This is a genomic window from Haladaptatus sp. ZSTT2 (assembly GCF_037081775.1).
Classification (GTDB): domain Archaea; phylum Halobacteriota; class Halobacteria; order Halobacteriales; family Halococcaceae; genus QDMS2.
The window spans coordinates 1,582,208-1,601,817 of record NZ_JBAMHQ010000001.1; the positions used below are offsets into that span (position 1 = coordinate 1,582,208).

The 19,610-nt window shown below is 61.7% G+C and carries 23 protein-coding genes and 1 tRNA gene; 15 read left to right on the forward strand and 9 right to left on the reverse strand.

Features of this window, described 5'->3' with window-relative positions; genetic code table 11:
• Nucleotides 1-38: 38 nt before the first annotated feature.
• Entirely contained in the window at nucleotides 39-953 is a 915-nt protein-coding gene (gene mdh / locus V5N13_RS08610; protein ID WP_336360437.1) for a malate dehydrogenase, read from the forward strand.
• A gap of 288 nt (nucleotides 954-1,241) precedes the next feature.
• Here the strand turns inward: mdh and V5N13_RS08615 are convergent, their stop codons facing one another.
• Nucleotides 1,242-1,490 carry a ferredoxin gene (locus V5N13_RS08615; protein ID WP_332897500.1) on the reverse strand — a complete coding sequence of 83 codons (249 nt, stop codon included), beginning with the start codon at nucleotides 1,488-1,490 and terminating at the stop codon, nucleotides 1,242-1,244.
• Between the two features lie 81 nt (nucleotides 1,491-1,571).
• On the opposite strand from V5N13_RS08615, the gene V5N13_RS08620 reads away from it, so the two are divergent.
• Genes V5N13_RS08620 through V5N13_RS08635 form a run of 4 tightly spaced genes read left to right on the forward strand, consistent with a single transcriptional unit; the run spans nucleotide 1,572 to nucleotide 6,580 of the window.
• Nucleotides 1,572-3,830 carry an ATP-dependent DNA helicase gene (locus tag V5N13_RS08620; RefSeq protein ID WP_336360438.1) on the forward strand — a complete coding sequence of 753 codons (2,259 nt, stop codon included), beginning with the start codon at nucleotides 1,572-1,574 and terminating at the stop codon, nucleotides 3,828-3,830.
• The gene (cgi121, locus tag V5N13_RS08625) at nucleotides 3,830-4,327 is read left to right on the forward strand and encodes a KEOPS complex subunit Cgi121 (RefSeq protein WP_336360439.1); all 498 of its coding nucleotides are present in this window, start codon (nucleotides 3,830-3,832) and stop codon (nucleotides 4,325-4,327) included. The genes V5N13_RS08620 and cgi121 overlap by 1 nt, the downstream gene beginning before the upstream one ends.
• 41 nt (nucleotides 4,328-4,368) lie before the next feature.
• A complete protein-coding gene (locus tag V5N13_RS08630; protein ID WP_336360440.1) occupies nucleotides 4,369-5,664 on the forward strand; it encodes an oxidoreductase in 1,296 nt (431 codons plus the stop codon).
• A gap of 46 nt (nucleotides 5,665-5,710) precedes the next feature.
• Nucleotides 5,711-6,580, forward strand: a complete 870-nt coding sequence (locus V5N13_RS08635) for an alpha/beta fold hydrolase (RefSeq protein ID WP_336360441.1) — start codon at nucleotides 5,711-5,713, stop codon at nucleotides 6,578-6,580.
• On the opposite strand, the gene V5N13_RS08640 is transcribed toward V5N13_RS08635, so the two are convergent.
• Nucleotides 6,577-7,200, reverse strand: coding sequence for a MaoC family dehydratase (locus V5N13_RS08640; protein ID WP_336360442.1), 624 nt, complete (start codon nucleotides 7,198-7,200; stop codon nucleotides 6,577-6,579). The two genes, V5N13_RS08635 and V5N13_RS08640, sit on opposite strands and share 4 nt — an antisense overlap.
• Nucleotides 7,201-7,340: 140 nt before the next feature.
• Here V5N13_RS08640 and V5N13_RS08645 point away from each other — a divergent pair, with 140 nt between their 5' ends.
• The 8 genes from V5N13_RS08645 (at nucleotide 7,341) to V5N13_RS08680 (ending at nucleotide 13,170) form a co-directional block, all read left to right on the forward strand.
• A complete protein-coding gene (locus tag V5N13_RS08645) occupies nucleotides 7,341-7,649 on the forward strand; it encodes an AbrB/MazE/SpoVT family DNA-binding domain-containing protein (protein WP_332897506.1) in 309 nt (102 codons plus the stop codon).
• Nucleotides 7,650-7,651: 2 nt separating this feature from the next.
• Nucleotides 7,652-8,161: a hypothetical protein gene (locus V5N13_RS08650; protein WP_336360443.1), complete on the forward strand. Its 510-nt coding sequence runs from the start codon at nucleotides 7,652-7,654 to the stop codon at nucleotides 8,159-8,161.
• Between the two features lie 42 nt (nucleotides 8,162-8,203).
• Nucleotides 8,204-8,749: a poly(R)-hydroxyalkanoic acid synthase subunit PhaE gene (locus V5N13_RS08655; protein ID WP_332897508.1), complete on the forward strand. Its 546-nt coding sequence runs from the start codon at nucleotides 8,204-8,206 to the stop codon at nucleotides 8,747-8,749.
• A gap of 1 nt (nucleotide 8,750) precedes the next feature.
• Nucleotides 8,751-10,202, forward strand: a complete 1,452-nt coding sequence (gene phaC / locus V5N13_RS08660; protein WP_336360444.1) for a class III poly(R)-hydroxyalkanoic acid synthase subunit PhaC — start codon at nucleotides 8,751-8,753, stop codon at nucleotides 10,200-10,202.
• Between the two features lie 36 nt (nucleotides 10,203-10,238).
• The gene (locus tag V5N13_RS08665; protein WP_336360445.1) at nucleotides 10,239-10,979 is read left to right on the forward strand and encodes a beta-ketoacyl-ACP reductase; all 741 of its coding nucleotides are present in this window, start codon (nucleotides 10,239-10,241) and stop codon (nucleotides 10,977-10,979) included.
• A 48-nt stretch (nucleotides 10,980-11,027) separates the two neighbouring features.
• Nucleotides 11,028-11,471 carry a TIGR00725 family protein gene (locus tag V5N13_RS08670; protein WP_336360446.1) on the forward strand — a complete coding sequence of 148 codons (444 nt, stop codon included), beginning with the start codon at nucleotides 11,028-11,030 and terminating at the stop codon, nucleotides 11,469-11,471.
• A 92-nt stretch (nucleotides 11,472-11,563) separates the two neighbouring features.
• A complete protein-coding gene (locus tag V5N13_RS08675) occupies nucleotides 11,564-12,340 on the forward strand; it encodes a TrmB family transcriptional regulator (protein ID WP_332897512.1) in 777 nt (258 codons plus the stop codon).
• Between the two features lie 68 nt (nucleotides 12,341-12,408).
• Nucleotides 12,409-13,170 carry an enoyl-CoA hydratase/isomerase family protein gene (locus V5N13_RS08680; RefSeq protein WP_336360447.1) on the forward strand — a complete coding sequence of 254 codons (762 nt, stop codon included), beginning with the start codon at nucleotides 12,409-12,411 and terminating at the stop codon, nucleotides 13,168-13,170.
• On the opposite strand, the gene V5N13_RS08685 is transcribed toward V5N13_RS08680, so the two are convergent.
• The 5 genes from V5N13_RS08685 to V5N13_RS08705 form a co-directional block, all read right to left on the reverse strand.
• Nucleotides 13,167-13,640 (reverse strand): MaoC family dehydratase, encoded by a 474-nt coding sequence (locus V5N13_RS08685; RefSeq protein WP_442904920.1) that lies wholly within the window; start codon nucleotides 13,638-13,640, stop codon nucleotides 13,167-13,169. The genes V5N13_RS08680 and V5N13_RS08685 overlap by 4 nt on opposite strands.
• A gap of 148 nt (nucleotides 13,641-13,788) precedes the next feature.
• Nucleotides 13,789-14,427, reverse strand: coding sequence for a PH domain-containing protein (locus V5N13_RS08690; protein ID WP_336360448.1), 639 nt, complete (start codon nucleotides 14,425-14,427; stop codon nucleotides 13,789-13,791).
• Entirely contained in the window at nucleotides 14,427-14,648 is a 222-nt protein-coding gene (locus tag V5N13_RS08695; protein ID WP_336360449.1) for a hypothetical protein, read from the reverse strand. Before V5N13_RS08695 ends, V5N13_RS08690 begins: the two co-directional genes overlap by 1 nt.
• A 9-nt stretch (nucleotides 14,649-14,657) precedes the next feature.
• The gene (locus V5N13_RS08700) at nucleotides 14,658-15,113 is read right to left on the reverse strand and encodes a hypothetical protein (protein ID WP_336360450.1); all 456 of its coding nucleotides are present in this window, start codon (nucleotides 15,111-15,113) and stop codon (nucleotides 14,658-14,660) included.
• Between the two features lie 310 nt (nucleotides 15,114-15,423).
• Nucleotides 15,424-15,496, reverse strand: a tRNA-Gln gene (locus V5N13_RS08705).
• 134 nt (nucleotides 15,497-15,630) lie between these two features.
• Between V5N13_RS08705 and V5N13_RS08710 the strand changes: the two genes are divergently transcribed.
• Both V5N13_RS08710 and V5N13_RS08715 read left to right on the forward strand, forming a co-directional pair.
• Nucleotides 15,631-16,203, forward strand: coding sequence for an IMP cyclohydrolase (locus V5N13_RS08710; RefSeq protein WP_336360451.1), 573 nt, complete (start codon nucleotides 15,631-15,633; stop codon nucleotides 16,201-16,203).
• Between the two features lie 24 nt (nucleotides 16,204-16,227).
• On the forward strand, nucleotides 16,228-16,887 hold the full coding sequence (locus V5N13_RS08715) for a metallophosphoesterase family protein (RefSeq protein ID WP_332897517.1): 660 nt from the start codon (nucleotides 16,228-16,230) through the stop codon (nucleotides 16,885-16,887).
• On the opposite strand, the gene V5N13_RS08720 is transcribed toward V5N13_RS08715, so the two are convergent.
• Complete coding sequence (locus V5N13_RS08720) at nucleotides 16,888-18,228, reverse strand: tryptophanase (protein ID WP_336360452.1); 1,341 nt, start codon at nucleotides 18,226-18,228, stop codon at nucleotides 16,888-16,890.
• Between the two features lie 116 nt (nucleotides 18,229-18,344).
• Nucleotides 18,345-19,520: an aspartate kinase gene (locus V5N13_RS08725; RefSeq protein WP_336360453.1), complete on the reverse strand. Its 1,176-nt coding sequence runs from the start codon at nucleotides 19,518-19,520 to the stop codon at nucleotides 18,345-18,347.
• Nucleotides 19,521-19,610 lie beyond the last annotated feature (90 nt).

The window sequence follows — 19,610 nt, forward strand, 5'->3', positions numbered from 1 at the left end:
AAGCGTTTAACCCGGAAACAGAGAGTGATTCAGGTATTATGGCGAAAGTTAGCATAGTCGGTGCTGCAGGCACGGTCGGCGCCGCTGCTGGGTACAACCTCGCGCTTCGCGACGTGGTAGACGAACTCGTCTTCGTGGACATCCCGAAGATGGAAGACAAGACGGTCGGCCAGGCCGCGGACACGAACCACGGCATCGCGTACGACTCGAACACGCGTGTCGTCCAAGGCGACTACTCGGCCACCGAAGGCTCCGACGTCGTCGTCATCACGGCTGGCATCCCACGCAAACCGGGCCAGACCCGCATCGACCTCGCGGGCGACAACGCGCCCATCATGGAGGATATCGGCTCCTCGCTTGCTGAGTACAACGACGACTTCATCAGCGTCACCACGTCGAACCCGGTTGACCTGCTGAACCGCCACCTCTACGAAACCGGCGACCGCGCCCGCGAGCAGGTCATTGGCTTCGGTGGCCGTCTCGACTCCGCGCGCTTCCGCTACGTCCTCAGCGACCGTTTCGACGTGCCCGTCAAAAACGTCGAAGCCACCATCCTCGGTGAGCACGGCGACGCACAGGTGCCCGTGTTCTCGAAGGTGCGCATCAACGGCGCAGACCCTGAGTTCTCGAGCGACGAGAAAGACGAGATTCTCGCAGACCTGAAGGAATCTGCGATGAACGTCATCGAGCGCAAGGGCGCAACCCAGTGGGGCCCCGCAACGGGCGTCGCCCACATGGTCGAAGCCATCCTCAACGACACCGGCGCAGTGCTCCCCGCGAGCGTCGCCCTCGACGGCGAGTACGGTCACGACGACGTCGGCCTCGGCGTCCCCGTCAAGCTCGGCGCAAACGGCGTCGAAGAAGTCGTTGACTGGAACCTGAACGAGCTCGAACGCGAGCAGCTCGGCGCGGCCGCAGACAAACTCTCTGAACAGTACGAGAAAATCAGCTAAGCCGGTTCACCCTGCCAGTTTTTTCGCGCTTACGCCACAGAGTGGCAACGCTCAGGCTTGTCGCTGGTCGTCGGTTCTGCCGCGTGGCTTGTCCGGAACGGGCACGCCGATGAGTGCGGCCCATTCTTCGAGATGCCGGTGTTCGCGTCGCTGTGCCATTCTCTCACCCGATTCACAATAGGTTCAGCCGAGAATATAATCTTTTTGTCAATTCATCCGAGACGAGTCTGACACTCGTCGGTCTAGGGGTGAAAGCGGACCGACCGAGAAGCAGCGTGAATCGGCGGCTCAGGGGATGAGCTGTTCGCCGTCGTCGTCGTAGATTGTGATGGCATCAACGGGACAGACGCGGGCGGCGAACTTCGCGTCGAACTCCTCGTCTGCTGGTACGTCGCGGACGAACACGTCTTCATCCACTTCCTCTCCCTCAAGTAGGTCTGCTTTGCCCGCCGTCTCGTCGCGGGCGAACCCTTCCTCCCATTCGGCAACGCACTGGAACATGCCAATGCAGGTGTCGCGGTCGAACTCGACTTTCATGGCCTGCGCTTTGGCCGATTCGGTAATAGGGTTGACGGAGCGTGCGACAGTTTAAACGGCAAGACGCGAGAAAGGAGAGTAATGGATGTCGCGGACCTCACTGGCGTACCCGAGTGGTTCCCGGGCCACTTACAGGACGCCGGAATCGAATCGCTCTACCCGCCACAGGGCGAGGCAGTCGAAGCCGGTATCACGGACGGCCAAAGCATCGTCGCAAGCGTGCCAACGGCGAGCGGCAAGACGCTCATCGCCCAACTCGGCATGCTCGCGAGCGTCGAACGCGGCGGGAAAGCACTCTATATTGTTCCCCTGCGCGCGCTCGCAAGCGAGAAAAAAGCCGAGTTTGAGCAGTTCGAACAGTACGGCCTGACGGTCGGTGTCTCGACGGGCAACTACGAATCCGACGGCGAGTGGCTTGGGAAGTGCGACATCATCGTCGCCACGAGCGAGAAAGTCGACTCGCTCGTCCGCAATGGCGCACCGTGGATAGACGACCTGAGCTGTGCGGTCGCAGACGAAGTTCATCTCGTCGACGACCGCAGCCGCGGCCCGACGCTCGAAGTCACCCTCGCTAAACTCCGCCAGCGAAATCTCGGCCTGCAGACGGTGGCGCTCTCTGCGACCGTTGGCAACCCCGAAGACATCGCCGAGTGGCTGGACGCGACGCTCATCGACTCAGATTGGCGACCCATCGAGTTACAGAAGGGCGTCCACTACGGACAGGCACTCCACTTAGAAGACGGCACCCAGCGGTCGCTCCCGGTGAAAAACGGCGAAAAGCCGACCGCCGCCATCGTCAAAGATACGCTCGCAGACGAGGGGTCGACGCTCGTGTTCGTCAACTCGCGACGGAATGCGGAGGCGGCGGCACGACGACTCGCGGGTGCGGTCGAGGACTTCCTCAGCGCAGAGGAACGCCGAAAGCTCGCGGTCCTCGCCAAAGAGATTCGTGACATCTCCGACACCGAAACGAGCGACAACCTCGCGGACGCGGTGAAAAAGGGCGCGGCGTTCCACCACGCCGGGCTGACGACCGAACACCGAACGGCCGTCGAAGACGCCTTCCGCGACCGCCTCATCAAGGTCGTCTCCGCGACGCCGACGCTCGCTGCGGGTGTCAACACACCGAGTCGCCGCGTTATCGTGCGCGACTGGCGGCGCTACGACGGCACGCTCGGCGGAATGAAGCCGCTCTCAGTGCTCGAAGTCCACCAGATGTGTGGGCGCGCGGGCAGGCCGGGACTCGACCCCCACGGCGAGGCCGTGTTGCTCGCAAACTCCCACGACGAACTCGACGAACTGTTCGACCGCTACATCTGGACTGGCCCAGAAAACGTGCGCTCGAAGTTGGCCGCAGAGCCCGCGATGCGCACCCACATCCTTGCGACCGTCGCCTCCGGATTTGCAGACTCCAGACAGGGACTGCTCGACTTCTTAGACCAGACGCTCTATGCGACCCAGACGACAGAACAGGGGCGCATCGAACAGGTGCTCGACAACGTCCTCGACTACCTCGAAGTGAACGGCTTCTTAGAACGCGAGGGCGACGACATGTTCGCCACGAGCATCGGCCACACCGTCTCACGGCTGTATCTCGACCCGATGAGCGCCGCAGAAATCATCGACGGACTGCGGGCCACAGACGAGCGCCCGACCGCCTTCGGGCTGTACCACCTCGTGAGCCGGACGCCGAACATGTACCAACTCTACTTGCGGTCTGGCGACCGCGAGCAGTACACAGAAGAGTGCTACAAACGCGAACGTGAGTACCTTGGGCGAGTCCCAAGTGAGTTCGACGCCGGGCCGTTCGAAGACTGGCTTGCGGCCCACAAGACGGCCCGCATGATGGAAGACTGGGCGAGCGAGGAGGACGAAGACCGCATCACCGACCGCTACGGCATCGGGCCGGGCGACATTCGTGGGAAGGTCGAAACCGCAGACTGGTTGCTCGGCGCGGCAGAACGGCTTGCGGGCGAACTCGACTTACAGTGGGCACCCGCCATCCGCGAGGCCAGAAAGCGCGTCCAGTACGGCGTGGGCGAAGAACTCCTCGACCTCGCAGGCGTGCGCGGCGTGGGGAGAAAGCGCGCCCGACGGCTCTACGAGGCCGGAATTACGACGCGCGCTGAGTTGCGAAACGCCGACAAAGCCGTGGTGCTCGGCGCGCTTCGGGGGCGGCGCAAAACCGCAGAGAACATCCTCGAAAACGCGGGTCGACAGGACGCGTCGATGAGCGGTGTCGACCCGGACGCCGAAGCGAAAGCCCGCGTGACCCGCGCCACGGGCGGGGAGGAACCCACCGACACCGAAGAAGACCAGGCGACGTTCGGTGATTTCTGATGCGGGTTGTCGAAGGAACCGCGACCATCGACGACATCACCGAGTTCGTCACCAGCCTCCAAGCCATCGGCGCAGAGACGGGGTGTACGATTCAGGCGTTCGACGCGCGCTACGTCGTGAGCGAGGCGCACCTCCGGCGGGCGGTCGAACTCGCAGACCGTGCGTTTGCGCGCGGCGAGAACGTCGCGGACGACCGTGCGGTCGAAATCTTACTCTACGTCGCTGCGCGCCGCCAGATAAATCAGGCGCTCGAAGTCGGCGCGAACGAAGGCGAGTGCGACCTCGTCGTACTCGTGGTCGAAGACGGAGCCGGCGACGAAGCGGCCGCAGCAAGGGAGGTTGAAACCCTGCTCACCGAAAGCGCAACGCTCGGGCGCTACGACGAAGCGCTCGTCTGCGACCTGTTCGATATTGGGGACACAGAGCGCGCTGCCTCGGGAGCACCGCTCGAAGCGCTCGTCCTCGAACGCGTTGCGCTGCTCGACGTGTCGAAGTAGGCGAAAGCGGCTTTTTACTGTCACACCGCATAGATGAGCGTATGCCGTCGCTTCACGATCCGGTAGCACTCGGCGGCGTCACGCTCCCGAATCGGCTGTATCGCGCACCACTGCTCGAATGTGCGGGCAACGGTCCGGATGCGCCAGCGATACTGCGCCGAAAGCTCGAACCAGCCGCCGCGTCGGGCGTGGGACTCATTTTCCAGGGCGCGACTATCGTCCGCGGCGAGGGTGGATGTGCCGCCCCGGGGATGACGCGCGTCCACGACCCGGCGTTCGTCTCGGAACTCACGGAAGTCACCGACGCGATTCACGACCACGGGTCGCACATTTTCATCCAACTCGAACACGGCGGACTCAGGAGTATGGAGACATGGCACGCGGGCTATCGTTTAGAACATCCGAATCTTACGCAGTTGGCGGTGTCGAGACCGCCGCGGTTCCTCCGCGCGCTCGACCGGTTGGGTGTGTTTTCGTATACGCCTCACATCCTTTCGACCGACGAGGTGTACGACTTGGCCGCGGATTTCGGACGGGCGGCGGGCCACGCCGTCGATGCGGGCTACGACGGCATCCACCTCGCCGGGGCGAACATGGGCATCATCCAGCAGTTCCTCTCGCCGTACTACAACCGGCGAACCGACGAGTTCGCGGACGGCTTTCGCTTCCTCGAAGCAGTATACGACGAGATTCGCACGCACGCGGGGGACGTACCGCTCGTCACGAAGATTCCGGCGGAGACGGCCGCCCCGTGGTTTGTTCGGCGGAAGCTGTCGGTCGAAGACGGCATTGAATTGGCCAAACGCGCGGCAAACCTCGGCTTCGATGCGCTCGTACCGGTCGAGGTTTCGACGTTCTGGGACATGAGCATCGTTCGGGGGCGGTTCCCGGCGCGGGCGTGGCACCTCGAACAGCTCGAATCGGGCTACGAGGAAGCGTTTGGCGGGCGCGTGCGGGCGCGCTCGGTGGAGATGGGCAATCGACTGCAAGCCCGGCGGTTTTCGGACGCGGAAGGCTGGAACGAGTCGTTCTGTCGGACGGTTCGCGCAGCGGTCGATGTGCCCGTACTCATGGAAGGGGGCGTGCGGACGCGCCCACAAATCGACCGACTGCTGTTGTCTGGCGCGTGCGACATGGCCGGGATGGCGCGGCCGTTTTACGCAGAGCCGCGGCTTGCGGCGCGATTGCTTGCCGATGCGGAAAGCGCGGTGGTGTGTGCGAGTTGCAACAACTGTACGATTCCCCAAGTGACGGGTGCAGACGGGGTGTGTCGGACGCCGAGCGTTCTCAGGCGGCGCGGCGAGTTCGAGCGCGCGGGCGCGTACGACCCCAAGTAGCCGCTTTCCAAAGTCTCATACGTCGTCCTTTCGGAGCATTTTCAAGATGAGTTCTTCCGAACCGACATCACAGCGCGTCTCGCTTCCAGTCGAAGATGAGCGCGTTTCTGTGCGGTATTTCGAAGCCGGTGAGGGGCCGCCAGTCGTGTTGCTCCACGGCATCGGCCTCGACGCTGCCACCGTTTCGTGGCGACACACGATTCCAGCGTTGGCAGAGACCCACCGCGTCTACGCGCTCGACTTCCCCGGTCACGGCGAGAGTGAGAAGCCACGACGGTGCTACACGACTGCGTACTACCGCGAGGTGCTGTCGGCGTTTTTAGACGAACTCGACATCGACGCGCCAACGCTCGTCGGCATCTCTATGGGTGGGGCGGTGGCGCTTGGACACGCGCTCGAAGAAGCGGTCGAGAAACTCGTGCTCGTGGACAGCCACGGGCTTGGCCGGGACGCCCCGTGGCGACTTCCGGCGTCGATGGCGCTCTGGACGCCCGGCTTTGGCCCGCTGTGGTGGGCTGGCACGACGAGCACGCACCTGTCGGTCAGAGAGAGCCTGCGCGGGTTTACCACCAATCGAAGCAGCGAGTTCGTAAACGACGTGTTCGACGCGGCAAGCGACCCGGCCGTTGGCGAGACGCTGTCGAGTTGGCAGCGCAGTGAGTTCCTGTTCAATGGGTTTCTCACGAACTACGTAGACGAGTTGGCCGAGGTTGACGTACCGACGCTGGTGGTCCACGGCGAAGACGACCCGCTGTTTCCGGTGCGCTGGTCGGTGCGTGCGGCGGAGGAGATTCAGGAGAGCACGCTCTCCGTGTTCGAAGACTGCGGTCATTGGCCGCCGCGAGAGCGGCCAGCCGCGTTCAATGAAGTGATTCGGGCGTTTCTAACGCCCGAGACAGAAGTCGTACAGGCTTAGGCGTCAGGGCGCTTATCGAGGAGGACAACGGCTTCGCCGTCGACGATGGTGTCGTCGCCATCGGTGACGATGGTCGAGAGTCGGTAGCGGTAGTCCCCGAGGTCTTCGACGATTTCTACTTCCGCAGTGATGCGGTCACCGATTCGGACGGGGTTACGGAACTCCACGTCCTGTGAGAGGTAGATGACGAGCCCCGGGAGCCGGGCGAGGGCAGCGCTGATGAGGCCTGCGGCGAGCGTCCCGTGGACGATGCGGCCTTTGAAGCGGGTTTTCTCTGCGTAGGGTTCGTCGAGGTGGAGGCGGTTCGTGTCACCGCTCGCGCGGGCGAACTCGATGACATCGTTCTCCGAGATGGTTTTCGTGAAACGAACTTTGTCACCAATGTCGAGGGCGTCGCGGTGGTCTGCGGTGACTTCGACGTCCCAGCCCTCGAGGTCGACCCCGGCAAGGGCGTGTACGTCTTCAGTCTCCGGAACGGTTGTCGTGCCGTTGGTCGGCACGGTTGGAACCCCAAAGGCGGCAAGGGTGGCCCGGTTTGCCTCTATCGCGCTGTTGAACAGTCGAGTAGATGTTTTCATCCACGTTTCAGCCAAAGACTGATGCCGCGGTTCAGAACTCATTGATACTTGCGATTCGTTCTCACACATCATAAAGTATTGTGTTGAGATACACAACAGAGCCCACCCGAAACCATTGAATGGTATTGGATGGTATCGAAGGGAATCTTTATCCCCTTGGAGGGAGTAGGTGGTGATGAGCAATGACCGAGAATGACGAGATGATGTGGACGCCGGCGCAGTTCGCCCGGCAGTTCCAGCAGGCGAGCCAGCAGGCGCTCGACCAACAGCAAGACTACGTACAGTCGATGTTGGGGGCGAGCACGGGGTCGGGGCTTTCCGGTCTCTCGCAACTTGGCGCGATGAGCATGGGCATGGCGACGTTCAAGACCCGTGTCCAGAGCGGGGGGCGCATTAGCATCCCCGACGCCGAGCGCGAAGCGCTCGATATCCAAGAAGGAGACATCGTTCAAACCGTCGTCATTCCGGTCAAACGCAACAGAGAGGACTAATCATGAGTCAATACACCACGCCCGTTTCGGCAGCATTCGAGATGCAGCGCACGATGATCAACCAGAGCCAGCGCATGGCAGAGCAGTCTGTCGCCTTCCAGAAGAGCATGGGTAAGCTCTTCCTCAACGGCTTAGAGAGCCAGAAGTCCGCCCAGCAGTCGGGCGTTGCCTTCACGAAGGCCGCACTCCACAGCTACTTCGACGCCATCGAGGCGACGATTCCTGGCTCCCGCGGCAACGTAGAGCAGGTCCGCGACATCGTTGACGAGCAGTTCGAAACGCTCTCCGAAGGGCACTCCGAACTCTACGAGGGCGTCGAACAGGAGTTCGAACGCAGCCTCGAAAACTACGACGAGCTCTCGGAAGAGTACCTGAACGCGCTCAAAGAGCAGACGACGCTCGTGCTCGAGAACGCAGAGGACATGGAAGCCCAGACGGTCGAAGCCGTCGAGCGCTTCGAGTCCCAGGCAGAGGAGTTCCAGGAGCAGGCCCGCGAGCAGCTCGACGCCTAAACCGACGAATCATTTTTCACCGCGGTCACCCGATTATTTACCATGAGTAACATGAGCCAAAACGACATGCAAGCACAGTGGAGTCAGTTCGTAGAACAGTGGAACGAGAGCGTCGCGCGCTCGTTCGAACAGAACATGGAAGCGCAGTCTGCGTTTATGGACGCCTGGGCTGACGCCTTCGAAGGCTCCGTGCCTGACGAAGAGCAGTTGAACCAGGGGATGAAAGGCTACACCCGGGCCTACGAGGTCTGGATGGACGCCGCAGAGCGCATGATGACGCGCGCAGGCGACGTGGCCGAAGGCGAAGACGTTGACATGACCGAGTTCCGCGACATCTGGCTCCAGAGCGCCAACAAGGCGTTCAAAGAAGTCATGAGCACCTCGGCGTTCGCCGCCGGCACCGGCCAGTTCGTCGAGACGATGATGGAAGCGCGAAAGCAGGCAGACGCCGCGAGCGAAGAAGCCCTCCAAGAATGGGGCTTTGCCACCCGCAGTGACGTGATGGAAGTCGGCGAGCGACTCGTCGAACTCGAACGCCGCCAGCAGCGTGTCGAAGAGAAGTTAGACCAGCTCCTAGAGGAGAACTGAGATGTCCTATACGAACCCGCTCGCAGCGACACTCGACCTCCAGCGGCGCGCCTTCGAAGCCGCGACCCAAGGCTTCGAGAAGGGCGAAATCGCTCCCGAACAGCTAGAGCGAATGCTCGAAGTTGACGTGGGCGAGACGCCGAGCGAGGTCGTTTACACGGAGAACAAACTCGAATTGCTCCACTACGAGTCGCGAACCGACGAGCAGCACAAGGTTCCGATTCTCATCGTGTACGCGCTCATCAACCGGCCGTACATCTTAGACCTCCAGCCAGACCGCAGCGTGGTTCGCCACCTGCTCGATGCAGGCCACGACGTCTACCTCATCGACTGGAACGAGCCATCCCGAATGGACGCCCACCTGACGCTCGACGACTACGTCAACCGCTACATCGAAAACTGCGTTGACGTGGTGCGCGAGCGTTCGGGCCAGGAGTCCATCAACATCCTCGGCTACTGCATGGGCGGCACCATGAGCGCGATGTACGCCGCACTCCACCCCGAGAAGGTACGCAACCTCGGGCTGATGGCCGCGGGGCTGTGTTTCCGCGACACCGGCGGCGTTCTCGAAATGTGGGGCGACGAGAAGTACTACTCGCCGTCTGACGTGACCGACACGTTTGGCAACATGCCAAGCGACATGCTCGACATCGGCTTTGCGCTGATGGACCCCGTTGACAACTACGTCAACAAGTACGTCCGGCTGTTCGACAATCTCGAAAACGAAGACTTCATCGAGAACTTCGGCCGGATGGAGCAGTGGCTTTCTGACGGCATCGACGTTGCCGGAAAGACCTACGTCCAGTTCTTAGAGGACATCTACCAGCAGAACAAGCTCTACAAAAACGAGCTCGAGCTGAACGGCAAGCGCGTCGACCTCACGAACATCGACATGCCCGTCCTCCAAATCATGGGCGAGTACGACCACCTCATCCCACCGGAGTCCTCGAAGCCGTTCAACGACGTCATCGCAAGCGACGACACGGAAACCTTCGAGTTCCCGACGGGCCACATCGGCCTCTCGGTCTCGGGCAGCTCCCACCGCGACCTCTGGCCGCGCGTGAGCGAGTGGTACCTCGAACGCTCGCAGGTCGAAGAAGAAGCCGACGAACCGGAAGCAGCCGAGCCGGACGCTGACGAACCTGTGGCTGAAGAATCGGACGCCGATGCAGAAGCAGAATCGGCAGCCGAATCGATGGACGAAGACGAAGCGGCGACCATCGAAATCGAAGACACGGGAGACGCAGACACCCAGCAGTCGAGTCTCGTCTCGGACGACGAGGCAGCGGCGGACGTCGAAACCGTAGACGGCATCGGCCCAACCTACGCAGACCGCCTGCGCGAGGCCGGCATCAAGACCGTCACCGACCTCGCCGTCGCAGACGTAGAGACGCTCGCGGAGATTGCAGAGGTCTCACAGTCCCGGGCACAGGCCTGGAAAGACCAACTCTAAGCAATCCATTTCTTTTCTGCCCCCGAAGTGTGAGCTATGCTCACAACCCAAACCTGCCTGGTGACCGGAAGCTCTCGGGGCATCGGTCGCGGGATTGCACTCGATTTGGCGAGCCACGGCGCAACGGTGGTGGTGAACTACCGGTCGGGTGAAGCCGAGGCCGCGACCGTGGTCGAAGAAATAGAAGCGAACGGCGGAACCGCCATCTCGATGCAGTGTGACGTTTCAGACTACGACGAGGTCGCCGCGATGTGCGAGCGCGTCCACGACCGCGTTGGCCCCATCGACGTGCTCGTGAACAACGCGGGCATCACCATCGACAAGACGTTCACCAACATGACGCGCGAAGACTGGGACCGCGTCATGGACGTGAACTTAGGCGGGGTGTTCAACAGCACGAACTGCTTTTTCGACGACCTCCTCGACGCAGAACACGGCCGGCTCATCAACATCTCGAGCGTCGTTGGCCAGCAGGGGAACTACGGCCAAGCGAACTACGCGACCACGAAAAGCGGGCTGTTCGGATTCACCCGGACGATTGCCCTCGAAATGGCGCGGTCTGGCTCGACGGCCAACTGCGTCGCGCCCGGCTTCGTCAAGACCGACATGCTCGACATCGTCCCGTCGGAGGTGCAAGAGAAAATCCTCGGGCGCATCCCCTTGGGTCGGTTCGCCAGCGTCGAGGACATCACGGGCATGGTGAGCTACGTGGCTAGCCCGAAATCTGCGTACATGACCGGACAGGTGCTCTCGGTCAACGGCGGCATGGACTGGTAGCGTGACTCGCGCGAGAACTTTTTTGTGTCTGGTTGCTTTCACTGAGCCATGCGAGTGAGTGTCATCGGTGGGAGCACGGTCGATGAGCCGACCTACGAGACGGCGGTTGAAGTCGGCAGAGAACTCGGGCGACGCGGCCATACGGTCATCTGTGGCGGGCTTGGTGGCGTGATGGAAGCGGTCTGTCGCGGCGCGCGCGAGGAGGGCGGACACACGATTGGTATTCTCTCGGGGACAGACCCGGCTGCGGCGAACGACTACGTCGACACGGCGCTCGCGACGGGCTTGGGAAACGCGCGAAATGTCCTCGTCGTGATGAACGGGACGGGCGTCATTGCAATCGACGGTCATTACGGAACGCTGTCAGAAATCGCGCACGCCCTTGATTTCGGAAAGCCCGTCTGTGGACTCAACACGCACGATATCGACGGAATTGAAACAGTAAATTCACCAATCCAGGCCGTTGCGTACCTCGAAGAGATTGTCTTGTGACGCAATGTCGAGAGAAAAAGGTAATGTATCTGTCCATCACAGAGTAACAAAAGAGATGACTGTTCGGATTGGAAATGTGACAGAGGTGTGCAATGAGTGGCAGTGAAAATGCCACTAGTGACGCAGATTTCCACGACGCCGTTGAGTCACTCGAGCAGTTGGGGCTCACGACCTACGAGGCAAAGGTGTTCATCACCCTCCAGCGGCTGCGGACGGGAACCGCCCGCGAGGTGAACGACGCGACGAGCGTGCCGCGCTCGCAGGTGTACGCCACCGCAGAGAGCCTCGAATCGCAGGGGCTCATCGAGATTCAACAATCGAATCCGATTACGTACAAGCCCGTGGACATCACGGAGGCCCGCGAACTGCTCACAGAACGCTTCGAGCGCGAGCAAAATCGCGCGTTCAGCTACGTCGAACAGGCGATTTCAGAGGGGACGGGCATCGAAGAGCGCGAAGACATCTGGACGATAAGTGGGGCGGCCCGCATCAACAATCGCGCGGTGAGCCTCATCGAGACGGCGAACGACCGCCTCATTCTCGGCACCGGCGACACCCGACACTTCCCGCCGGAGGTGTGCGAGGCGCTCGCGTCGGCCGACGCGCGCGGAGTTTCAGTGAGCGTTCTCAGCGACGACGGCGGCGTCAACGAGATTGCACGCGACCTCGGCGTGGCCACCGAGCCAGCGCGTGGCTATCGCCCGAGCGACGACCAGACCGGCCGTATCTTGCTCGGTGACGACGACATCATCTTACTCTCGGTTTCGACCTATCGCTCGGGCGAGGAAGCGGGACTCTGGAGTGCGAACACCGAGTTTGCGACCATCCTCATGCAGGTCGTCGAAGCCGGGCTGTACGAAGGCTTCTGACGCGTTCGGTCGCCAAAAAATCCGCCATCGGCAACTACTTTGCACCGGAAGCGAGTGACTGTGTATCAATGGCATACGAGACACTTCTCGTGGAGCGCGATGCTGGTCGTGTCACGGTAACGCTAAATCGCCCGGAGAAACTGAACGCGATGACCGGCGAGATGTTCGTCGAACTGCGCGCGCTGTTTCGGGAGTTAGCAGACGAGGACGTAGACGTGGTGACGATTCGCGGCGCGGGCGACCATTTCTCTGCGGGCGTGGACATGTCCGGTGTCCCTGAGTGGGCAGAGCAGAAGCCAATCGACGTTCGCGACAACCTCGAAGTCGTCCACGACGCGCTCAGAACCCTTGAGGCGCTCGACGCGCCCATCGTCGCCGCCATCGACGGCTACGCGCTCGGCGGCGGCCTCGAACTCACGCTTGCGTGTGATATTCGCGTGGCGAGCCACCGGGCGCAGTTCGGCCTCCCTGAAGCGAACGTCGGTCTCGCCATGGACTTAGGCGGGTCACAGAAGCTCCCCGGCATGATTGGCGAGGGGATGACCAAGTGGCTCATCATGACGGGCAAGAATATCGACGCAGACCGAGCCTACGACGTAGGCCTCGTCGAACAGGTCGCAGACGCAGGCGAGTTCGATGCGATGGTTGCAGACTTAGAGGACACGCTCGCAGAGAAACCGACCTACGTGCTCGGCATCGCAAAGCGTCAGGTGCACTCGGTGCGCCCGCTCAATCTCGATGAATCGATGAACCAGGCGCTTCATCACGCGCTCACGGCGTATCAAGAAGATGAGACCCAAAAGCTCGTTACGGACTTTTTAGACCGTTAGGCGTCTCGGCCAATCATTCCGAGGGCTTTCATCGACAGCACCTTTTCGTCGTTTTGATTGTACGTCGAGAGTTCGTAGGTGACGTTCCCGCGCGTCGGGTCGTTTTCTGCGGGCGAGGTTTCGAGCACTTCGATACGCACAGAGAGGGTGTCGCCCGGCCTGACTGGTTGGAGCCAGCGCAGTTCATCGACACCGGCCGCACCGAGGCTCGCGGTTTTGTTCATGAAATTATCGACGAGCAGGCGCATCGTCACCGAGCAGGTCTGCCACCCGCTTGCGATGAGGCCGCCGAACATCGTGTCCGCGGCTGCTTCGGCACTGACGTGGAATGGCTGGGGGTCGTACTCCTCGGCAAACTCAATGATTTCGGCTTCGGTGAGCGTGTGACTGCCGAATTCGAAGGTCTGCCCCGGTTCGAACTCCTCGAAGGAGGCGGGAATCATGTAGCAGTCGCTTCTCGCCTTGCGCACCTAAACATGTGGGATGTGGTAACTCACTACCCCTTTGTTTCCACTGGAACTGTGGCCGTTTCAGCCGATGAACGGTCGAAAAATAGCCAGAACGGCCAGCTACGAGGGGTTGCAGTCGAAATGAAGGGGTTCGAGAACGCGTACCACGTTAGATGGGTTCGCGCAGGTGGTCTGCGAAGCCGGTCGAGTCGCGGACGTTGCGAAGAATGATTTCGAGGTGTCCACTCCCGCCGGCGGCGATTTGGACGTTTCCGAGTCCGACGACGGTTTCGAGCAGCGACCGGTTCTCTTGGATCCCCCTGACCTTAGAAAGCGGGAGTTCCTTGCGGACGAGCGAGATGAATCGGTACTCGCTGATGACTCGCTCGTTGGTCAGGTAGTAGGTCGTAAGCGAGTTCGCCCAGTAGGTGAACAGCCCCTGTGAGAACAACACCAGCCCGAGGATGAGCGCCACGAGCGGGTAGACGAGCGGCTCTTGGGTGAAGTAGGTGAGATACGTCGCAACCGAGAGAAAGACGAAGCCACCGGTGAGCCGGACGGTCGCGACGCGCTGAGTCGGATGGCGTCGGTCGATGATGTACTCGTTGGCGCTGAGTTGCACCGCCGCTGGGGCCGTCCGCTGGACGTACGCGCCGATGGCGACGATGACGAGGCCAAACACCACCAGTGCCCAGCCAAGCAGCTGCGGGTAGACGAGGCTGGTCATACCGAGCAGAATCCGCCCACCACCGATGAGAAACGGCAGGGAGATGAGCACACTCCAGAGGAGCGGTGCGCCGCGGGCCATCAGCGCCCTCTCGTGGGTTCGACCAGCACGCCGATGATGGAGACGACCAGCCCGATGATGGCGAGCGTTTCGGGGTCGGTCAGTCCGCGGTCGCCGCTACTCAGGAAGCCCCGGTCTTCTGCGAGGTCGTTCGACGACCGGCTTGCGGTTGCCTCCGCCCCGAACGATTCGGTGGTCACGGCCTCATTCGTGGGCTGGGGCGTGTTCTGGCTCTCGGTCACGACGACGGTCTACTGTTCGGTCGGCACGGTTTCGGGGATGAAATCGACGTAGAACCAGATGTTATCGACATATTCGACCTGCTCTGTTGCGGGGTTCCACCGCGAGAGTGTGAGGTTGAACAGCTCCTCGCCGTAGCCGAAACTGTCCGGTGAGACGGTGTACCACGCGGTGTAGGAGTTGCCATCGTTCACTATCACCCAGTCGGTACAGCTTTCTGCGTAGGTATCGGTCGCCAAGCAGAGGAAGTAGTAGTCGTAGCCAGGGTCAGCGTCGAACTCGTAGATGATGAAAAAGCCTTCAGACGAATGGACGTACGGCACGCCGTCTGTGCGCGTCGTGAACCCATCGCCATCGTGGACGAGCGCGTCACCCGAGAGCCACACCGTGAGGTGGTGACTTTGGTAGATGAACAGAACGTCATCATCCTGAGCGGCGACCGGAGCCACCACGACGCTGAGTGCCATTCCAACGACCAGTACACCCATCAGCGGACGATACAGTCGTCTCACCGCCCCTCGAAGCACTGTTGTTCCCCACTAGATACGTCAGAACCATCGAAAACTGATTGCGTGGGAAAGTCACGCAAAGGCGTGGTACCAAAACCATATTTTCGACTGCACAGCGTTACGCATTCACAAGACACGAGAATGCAGATAGGACACATTCAGGGCGTTTTACACTCGAAATAAGGGGGTTCGAACTCGCACGGGGAGGCCGGGGGCTCAGGGGCGCGAGTTCGTGAGAAACCAACCGACAAGCACAAAAACCAACGAATAGTCCCACGCAGATTCGAACTGCGGTCGTCAGCCCCAGAAGCTGACAGGATTGGCCACTACCCCATGGGACTCCTTGCTGCACACATCGGTAGACTGTGCCCCTTTGTAAGCGTTGCGCGTTCGCCCGCGGTGTGTCAGTGGGTTTCGCACGGACGAACGTGCATATATCGACGCCTACTTATGCCCAACCTATGCAGTACCGTGTATGTACGTTGGACGATTCATCGTCATCGGGCCAGACATCGGTGCGTATCGCGTTTCCTCCCGCTCGTTTCCGAACCGCCAGGTCGTAGACCGTGAGGGGACGCTCACCGTCGCGCCAACCGCCGACGCCGAACCGACGGACAACCCCTACGTCTCGTACAACTGCCTGCGCATCGCGGGCGACACCGCCGTCGTCGGCAACGGTTCGCACGTAGACCCCATCACCGAGAAAATCGAACGCGGCTACCCCGCCCGCGACGCACTCGTGGAAGCCCTCCTGGCGATGGACTACGAGAAAGACAGCTACAACACCCCGCGCATCGCCGGCACCGTAGGCGAGCGAAGTTACATCGGCACCGTCCGCAGCGACGCGCTCATCGTGAAAGAAGTGACCGAACCGACCCTCGTCGCCACCTACGAGAGCGACACCCCCGAATCCTACCCGCTCAACACCAAAGCCGCCACAGAAGCCGCAAAAGCCGTCTACGACGCGGACTTAGAACACGCCGTCTGTGCCGCCGCCGTCGCCCGCACCGAAAGCGGCTTCGAGACGGCCATTGAGAACGGGAACTAAACCCTCGCGTCACCTTTTTTCAGTATGAAACTCGGCGTCATCGCTGACGTACACAGCAACCTCGTCGCCTTAGAAGCCGTCATGGAGGCGATGCCCGCGGTCGATGCGCTCGTCTGTGCCGGTGACGTGGTCGGCTACAACCCGTGGCCCGGCGAGTGTATCGACCTGCTTAGAGCGAACGACTGTGTCTCGATTATGGGCAACCACGACCGCGCCGTCGTGACCGGCACGACCGACCACTTCAACGGGATGGCCCGGGCGGGGGTGCGCTACGCAGCGCGTGTCCTGTCGAGCGACCAGTTCGAGTGGCTCGCCGCCCTCCCACCAACGCGCACCGAGTGTGCTGGACGAGTGAAACTCGTCCATGGCCACCCGGACGACCCCGACCGCTACACCTACCCCGACCTGTTCGACGCCGCGATGCTCCGCGGCGAGGACGTGCTCGTGACCGGCCACACCCATGTCCAGGGCCACCGCACCTTCGAGGAGGGAGTCGTGTTGAATCCCGGCAGCGTCGGCCAGCCCCGCGACGGCGACCCGCGCGCCGCCTTTGCCGTGGTCGATGTGGAAACAATGAGCGTCGATGAACGGCGCGTCAGCTACGACATCGACGCGGTCGAGGAGAAAGTGAACGCAGTCGGACTGCCAGAAGACATCGCCACTCGGCTGCGTCGCGGTCGGTAATCAGACCGGGCGGAGTTCCGCAGAGAAGTGGCGCAGTTCTTTCATCGGCGGTTCAGAGACGATTTCGAGCCCTGACACCGAGTCGCGTCGGTCATAGACGCCTGCGACAGTGTCTGCGATGTGCTCTAAGTGTTCGCGGTGGTAGGTGCGCCGCGGGATGGCGAGGCGGACGAGTTCCGGGCGGTTCGTGCCGGGGAAGGCAAAGCTCCCGAGTTCGACGCCGCGGACGCCGCCCTCGCGGTAGAGTTCGCAGGCGAGCGCCTGTCCGGGGAACTGGTCGAGCGGGATGTGCGGGAAGAAGCCTTCTGCGTCAAGGTAGACAGCGTGGCCGCCTGCGGGGAGGTAGACGGGGAGGTCAGCCGCATCGAGAAGCGTGGCGAGTTCCTGGACTTGGCCGACGCGCGATTCGATGTACTCCTGCGTGACCGCCTCGCGAAGCCCCTGTGCCATGGCTTCAATATCGCGCCCGGCGAGGCCGCCGTAGGTCGAAAAGCCCTCGTAGAGGATGGCGCGCTGGCGGGCGTGTTCGAAGAGAGTCTCATCGCGGCAGGCGACGAAGCCGCCGATGTTCACGAGCGCGTCTTTCTTCCCGCTCATGACGAGCGCGTCGGCGTAGGAGAGTTCCTCGCGGGCGATTTCTGCGACCGAGTGGTTCGCGTAGTCGGCCTCGCGCTGCTGGATGAAGTAGGCGTTTTCGGCGAATCGGCAGGCGTCCATGACGAACGTGGCGTCGATGTCGGCTGCGAACTCGCTGACGGCGCGGATGTTTTCCATGCTCACCGGCTGGCCGGCCGTCGAGTTGTTGGTGATGGTGAGAATGACGACGGGGACGGCGTCTTCGCCGTGTTCTTCGACCACGGCCCAGCCCTTGTCGAGGTCGAAGTTGCCCTTAAACGGCTCGTCCGATTGCAGCTCCATCGCGCCGTCTACGGGACAGTCAACGGCTTCTGCACCGGCGTTTGCGACGTGGGCGCGCGTCGTGTCGAAGTGCGTGTTGTTCGGGACGACGTTACCGGCTTCGAGGAGCGTCCCGTAGAGGACGTTCTCTGCGCCCCGGCCTTGGTGGGTCGGAATGACGTACTCAAAGCCCATCACGTCAGAGACGGCGTCTTGGAGGTTATCGAAGCTCCGGCTGCCGGCGTAGGCTTCGTCACCGAGCATCATCGCCGCCCACTGTTTCGCGCTCATCGTGCCCGTGCCCGAGTCGGTGAGCAGGTCGATGTACACGTCTTCTGAGGGGAGGTTGAACATGTTGTAGCCAGCGCGTTCGAGATTTTCCTCTCGAACCTCGCGTGATGGCAGGTGAATCGGCTCTACCATCTTCGATTTGTACGCAGTCATGGCAAGAAAGGGCACAGGGAGCACCATAATTTCACGCATTCAACAGTGAACACTCCCGCGTCTCGGTGGGAGGCAATGCGCAAATTTGGGTACTGCTGTCTACAATTCGAGGCGGCTCAGAAGTCAGACTGGATGGCCTTGAGCGCGGACTCTCGAACGTCCCAATCGACGAACACGCCGACGGATGAGGCGCTCGTGATGATGTCGTGAATCGAGATGTGCGCGTCGGCGAGCGGGCCGATGATATCGCGGACGACGCCGGGTTCGCTCATCAGACCGCCGGTGACGCGGATGACCGCGATGTCGTCTTCGACCGTCACGCTCGACAACAGTTCTTCTTCGACAACGCACTCGTGAAGCACTTTTTCTGCCTCAGATGCCCGGTCTGCGGCGATGTAGAACGTCACCGAATCCATGCCGCTTGCGACGGCGTCGATGTTGATGTCCGCCTCCCCAAGCTTCTGTGAGAGCGTGGCGAGAATCCCGGGTTTATTGCGAATCGAACGCCCGGCGACCGTGATGCACGCGAGGCGCGTCTCGCGCAGGTCGATGATGTTCTCGAACTGGCCTTCGATGCTCGTCCCGCCAGAGAGGAGGTCACCGTGTTGGTAGTGGACGACGCGAACGTCTAAGTTCTCGTCTTTGTAGGTGAGTGCGCTCGGGGCGACGACTTCCGCGCCGCGAAACGAGAGGTCGCGCAATTCGTCGACCGTAATCTGGGAGACGTTGCGTGCGCCTTCGACGACGCGTGGGTCACCGGTCATGACGCCTTCGACGTCGGTGACGATGACGACCTGGTCTGCGCCGGTGTACTTGCCGAGCATCACCGCCGTCGTGTCACTGCCACCGCGGCCGAGCGTGGTGACGTTGCCCGCGTGGTCTTGGGCGAGAAAGCCCGTGATGACGGGGACGACATCGTCCATCGTTTTGGCGAGTGCTGCGGCGTTTGCTTTCGTGACGTCTACGTCCACCTCGCCGTGTTCGTCGGTGATGATTGGCCAGCCCTCGCTGCCGGGTTCGAGAAACACTGCGTTTACGCCGCGGGCAGTGAGGGCGGCTTTCAGCATTCGGACGCTGGTGCGCTCGCCCATACTCACGATTTCTGCGCGGTCTGCCTCACCGGCTTCGAACGTGATTTCGTCGAGCAGGTCGTCCGTCGTAGACCCCATCGCGCTCGCGACGACGGCGATTTCGTGGCCCGCGGCCACCGCAGCCGCTATCGAATCGGCTGCTCGATTGATTCGGTCACCGCTGCCGAGGCTGGTGCCGCCGAACTTTGCAACTACGCGCATGCTACCACCGTATGCGTGTGAACGTGACTCATTGGCCCCTCTTTATGAGTCGCGCGAGATAACCTTGTTCATCCTCCGAATGCTTGCCGT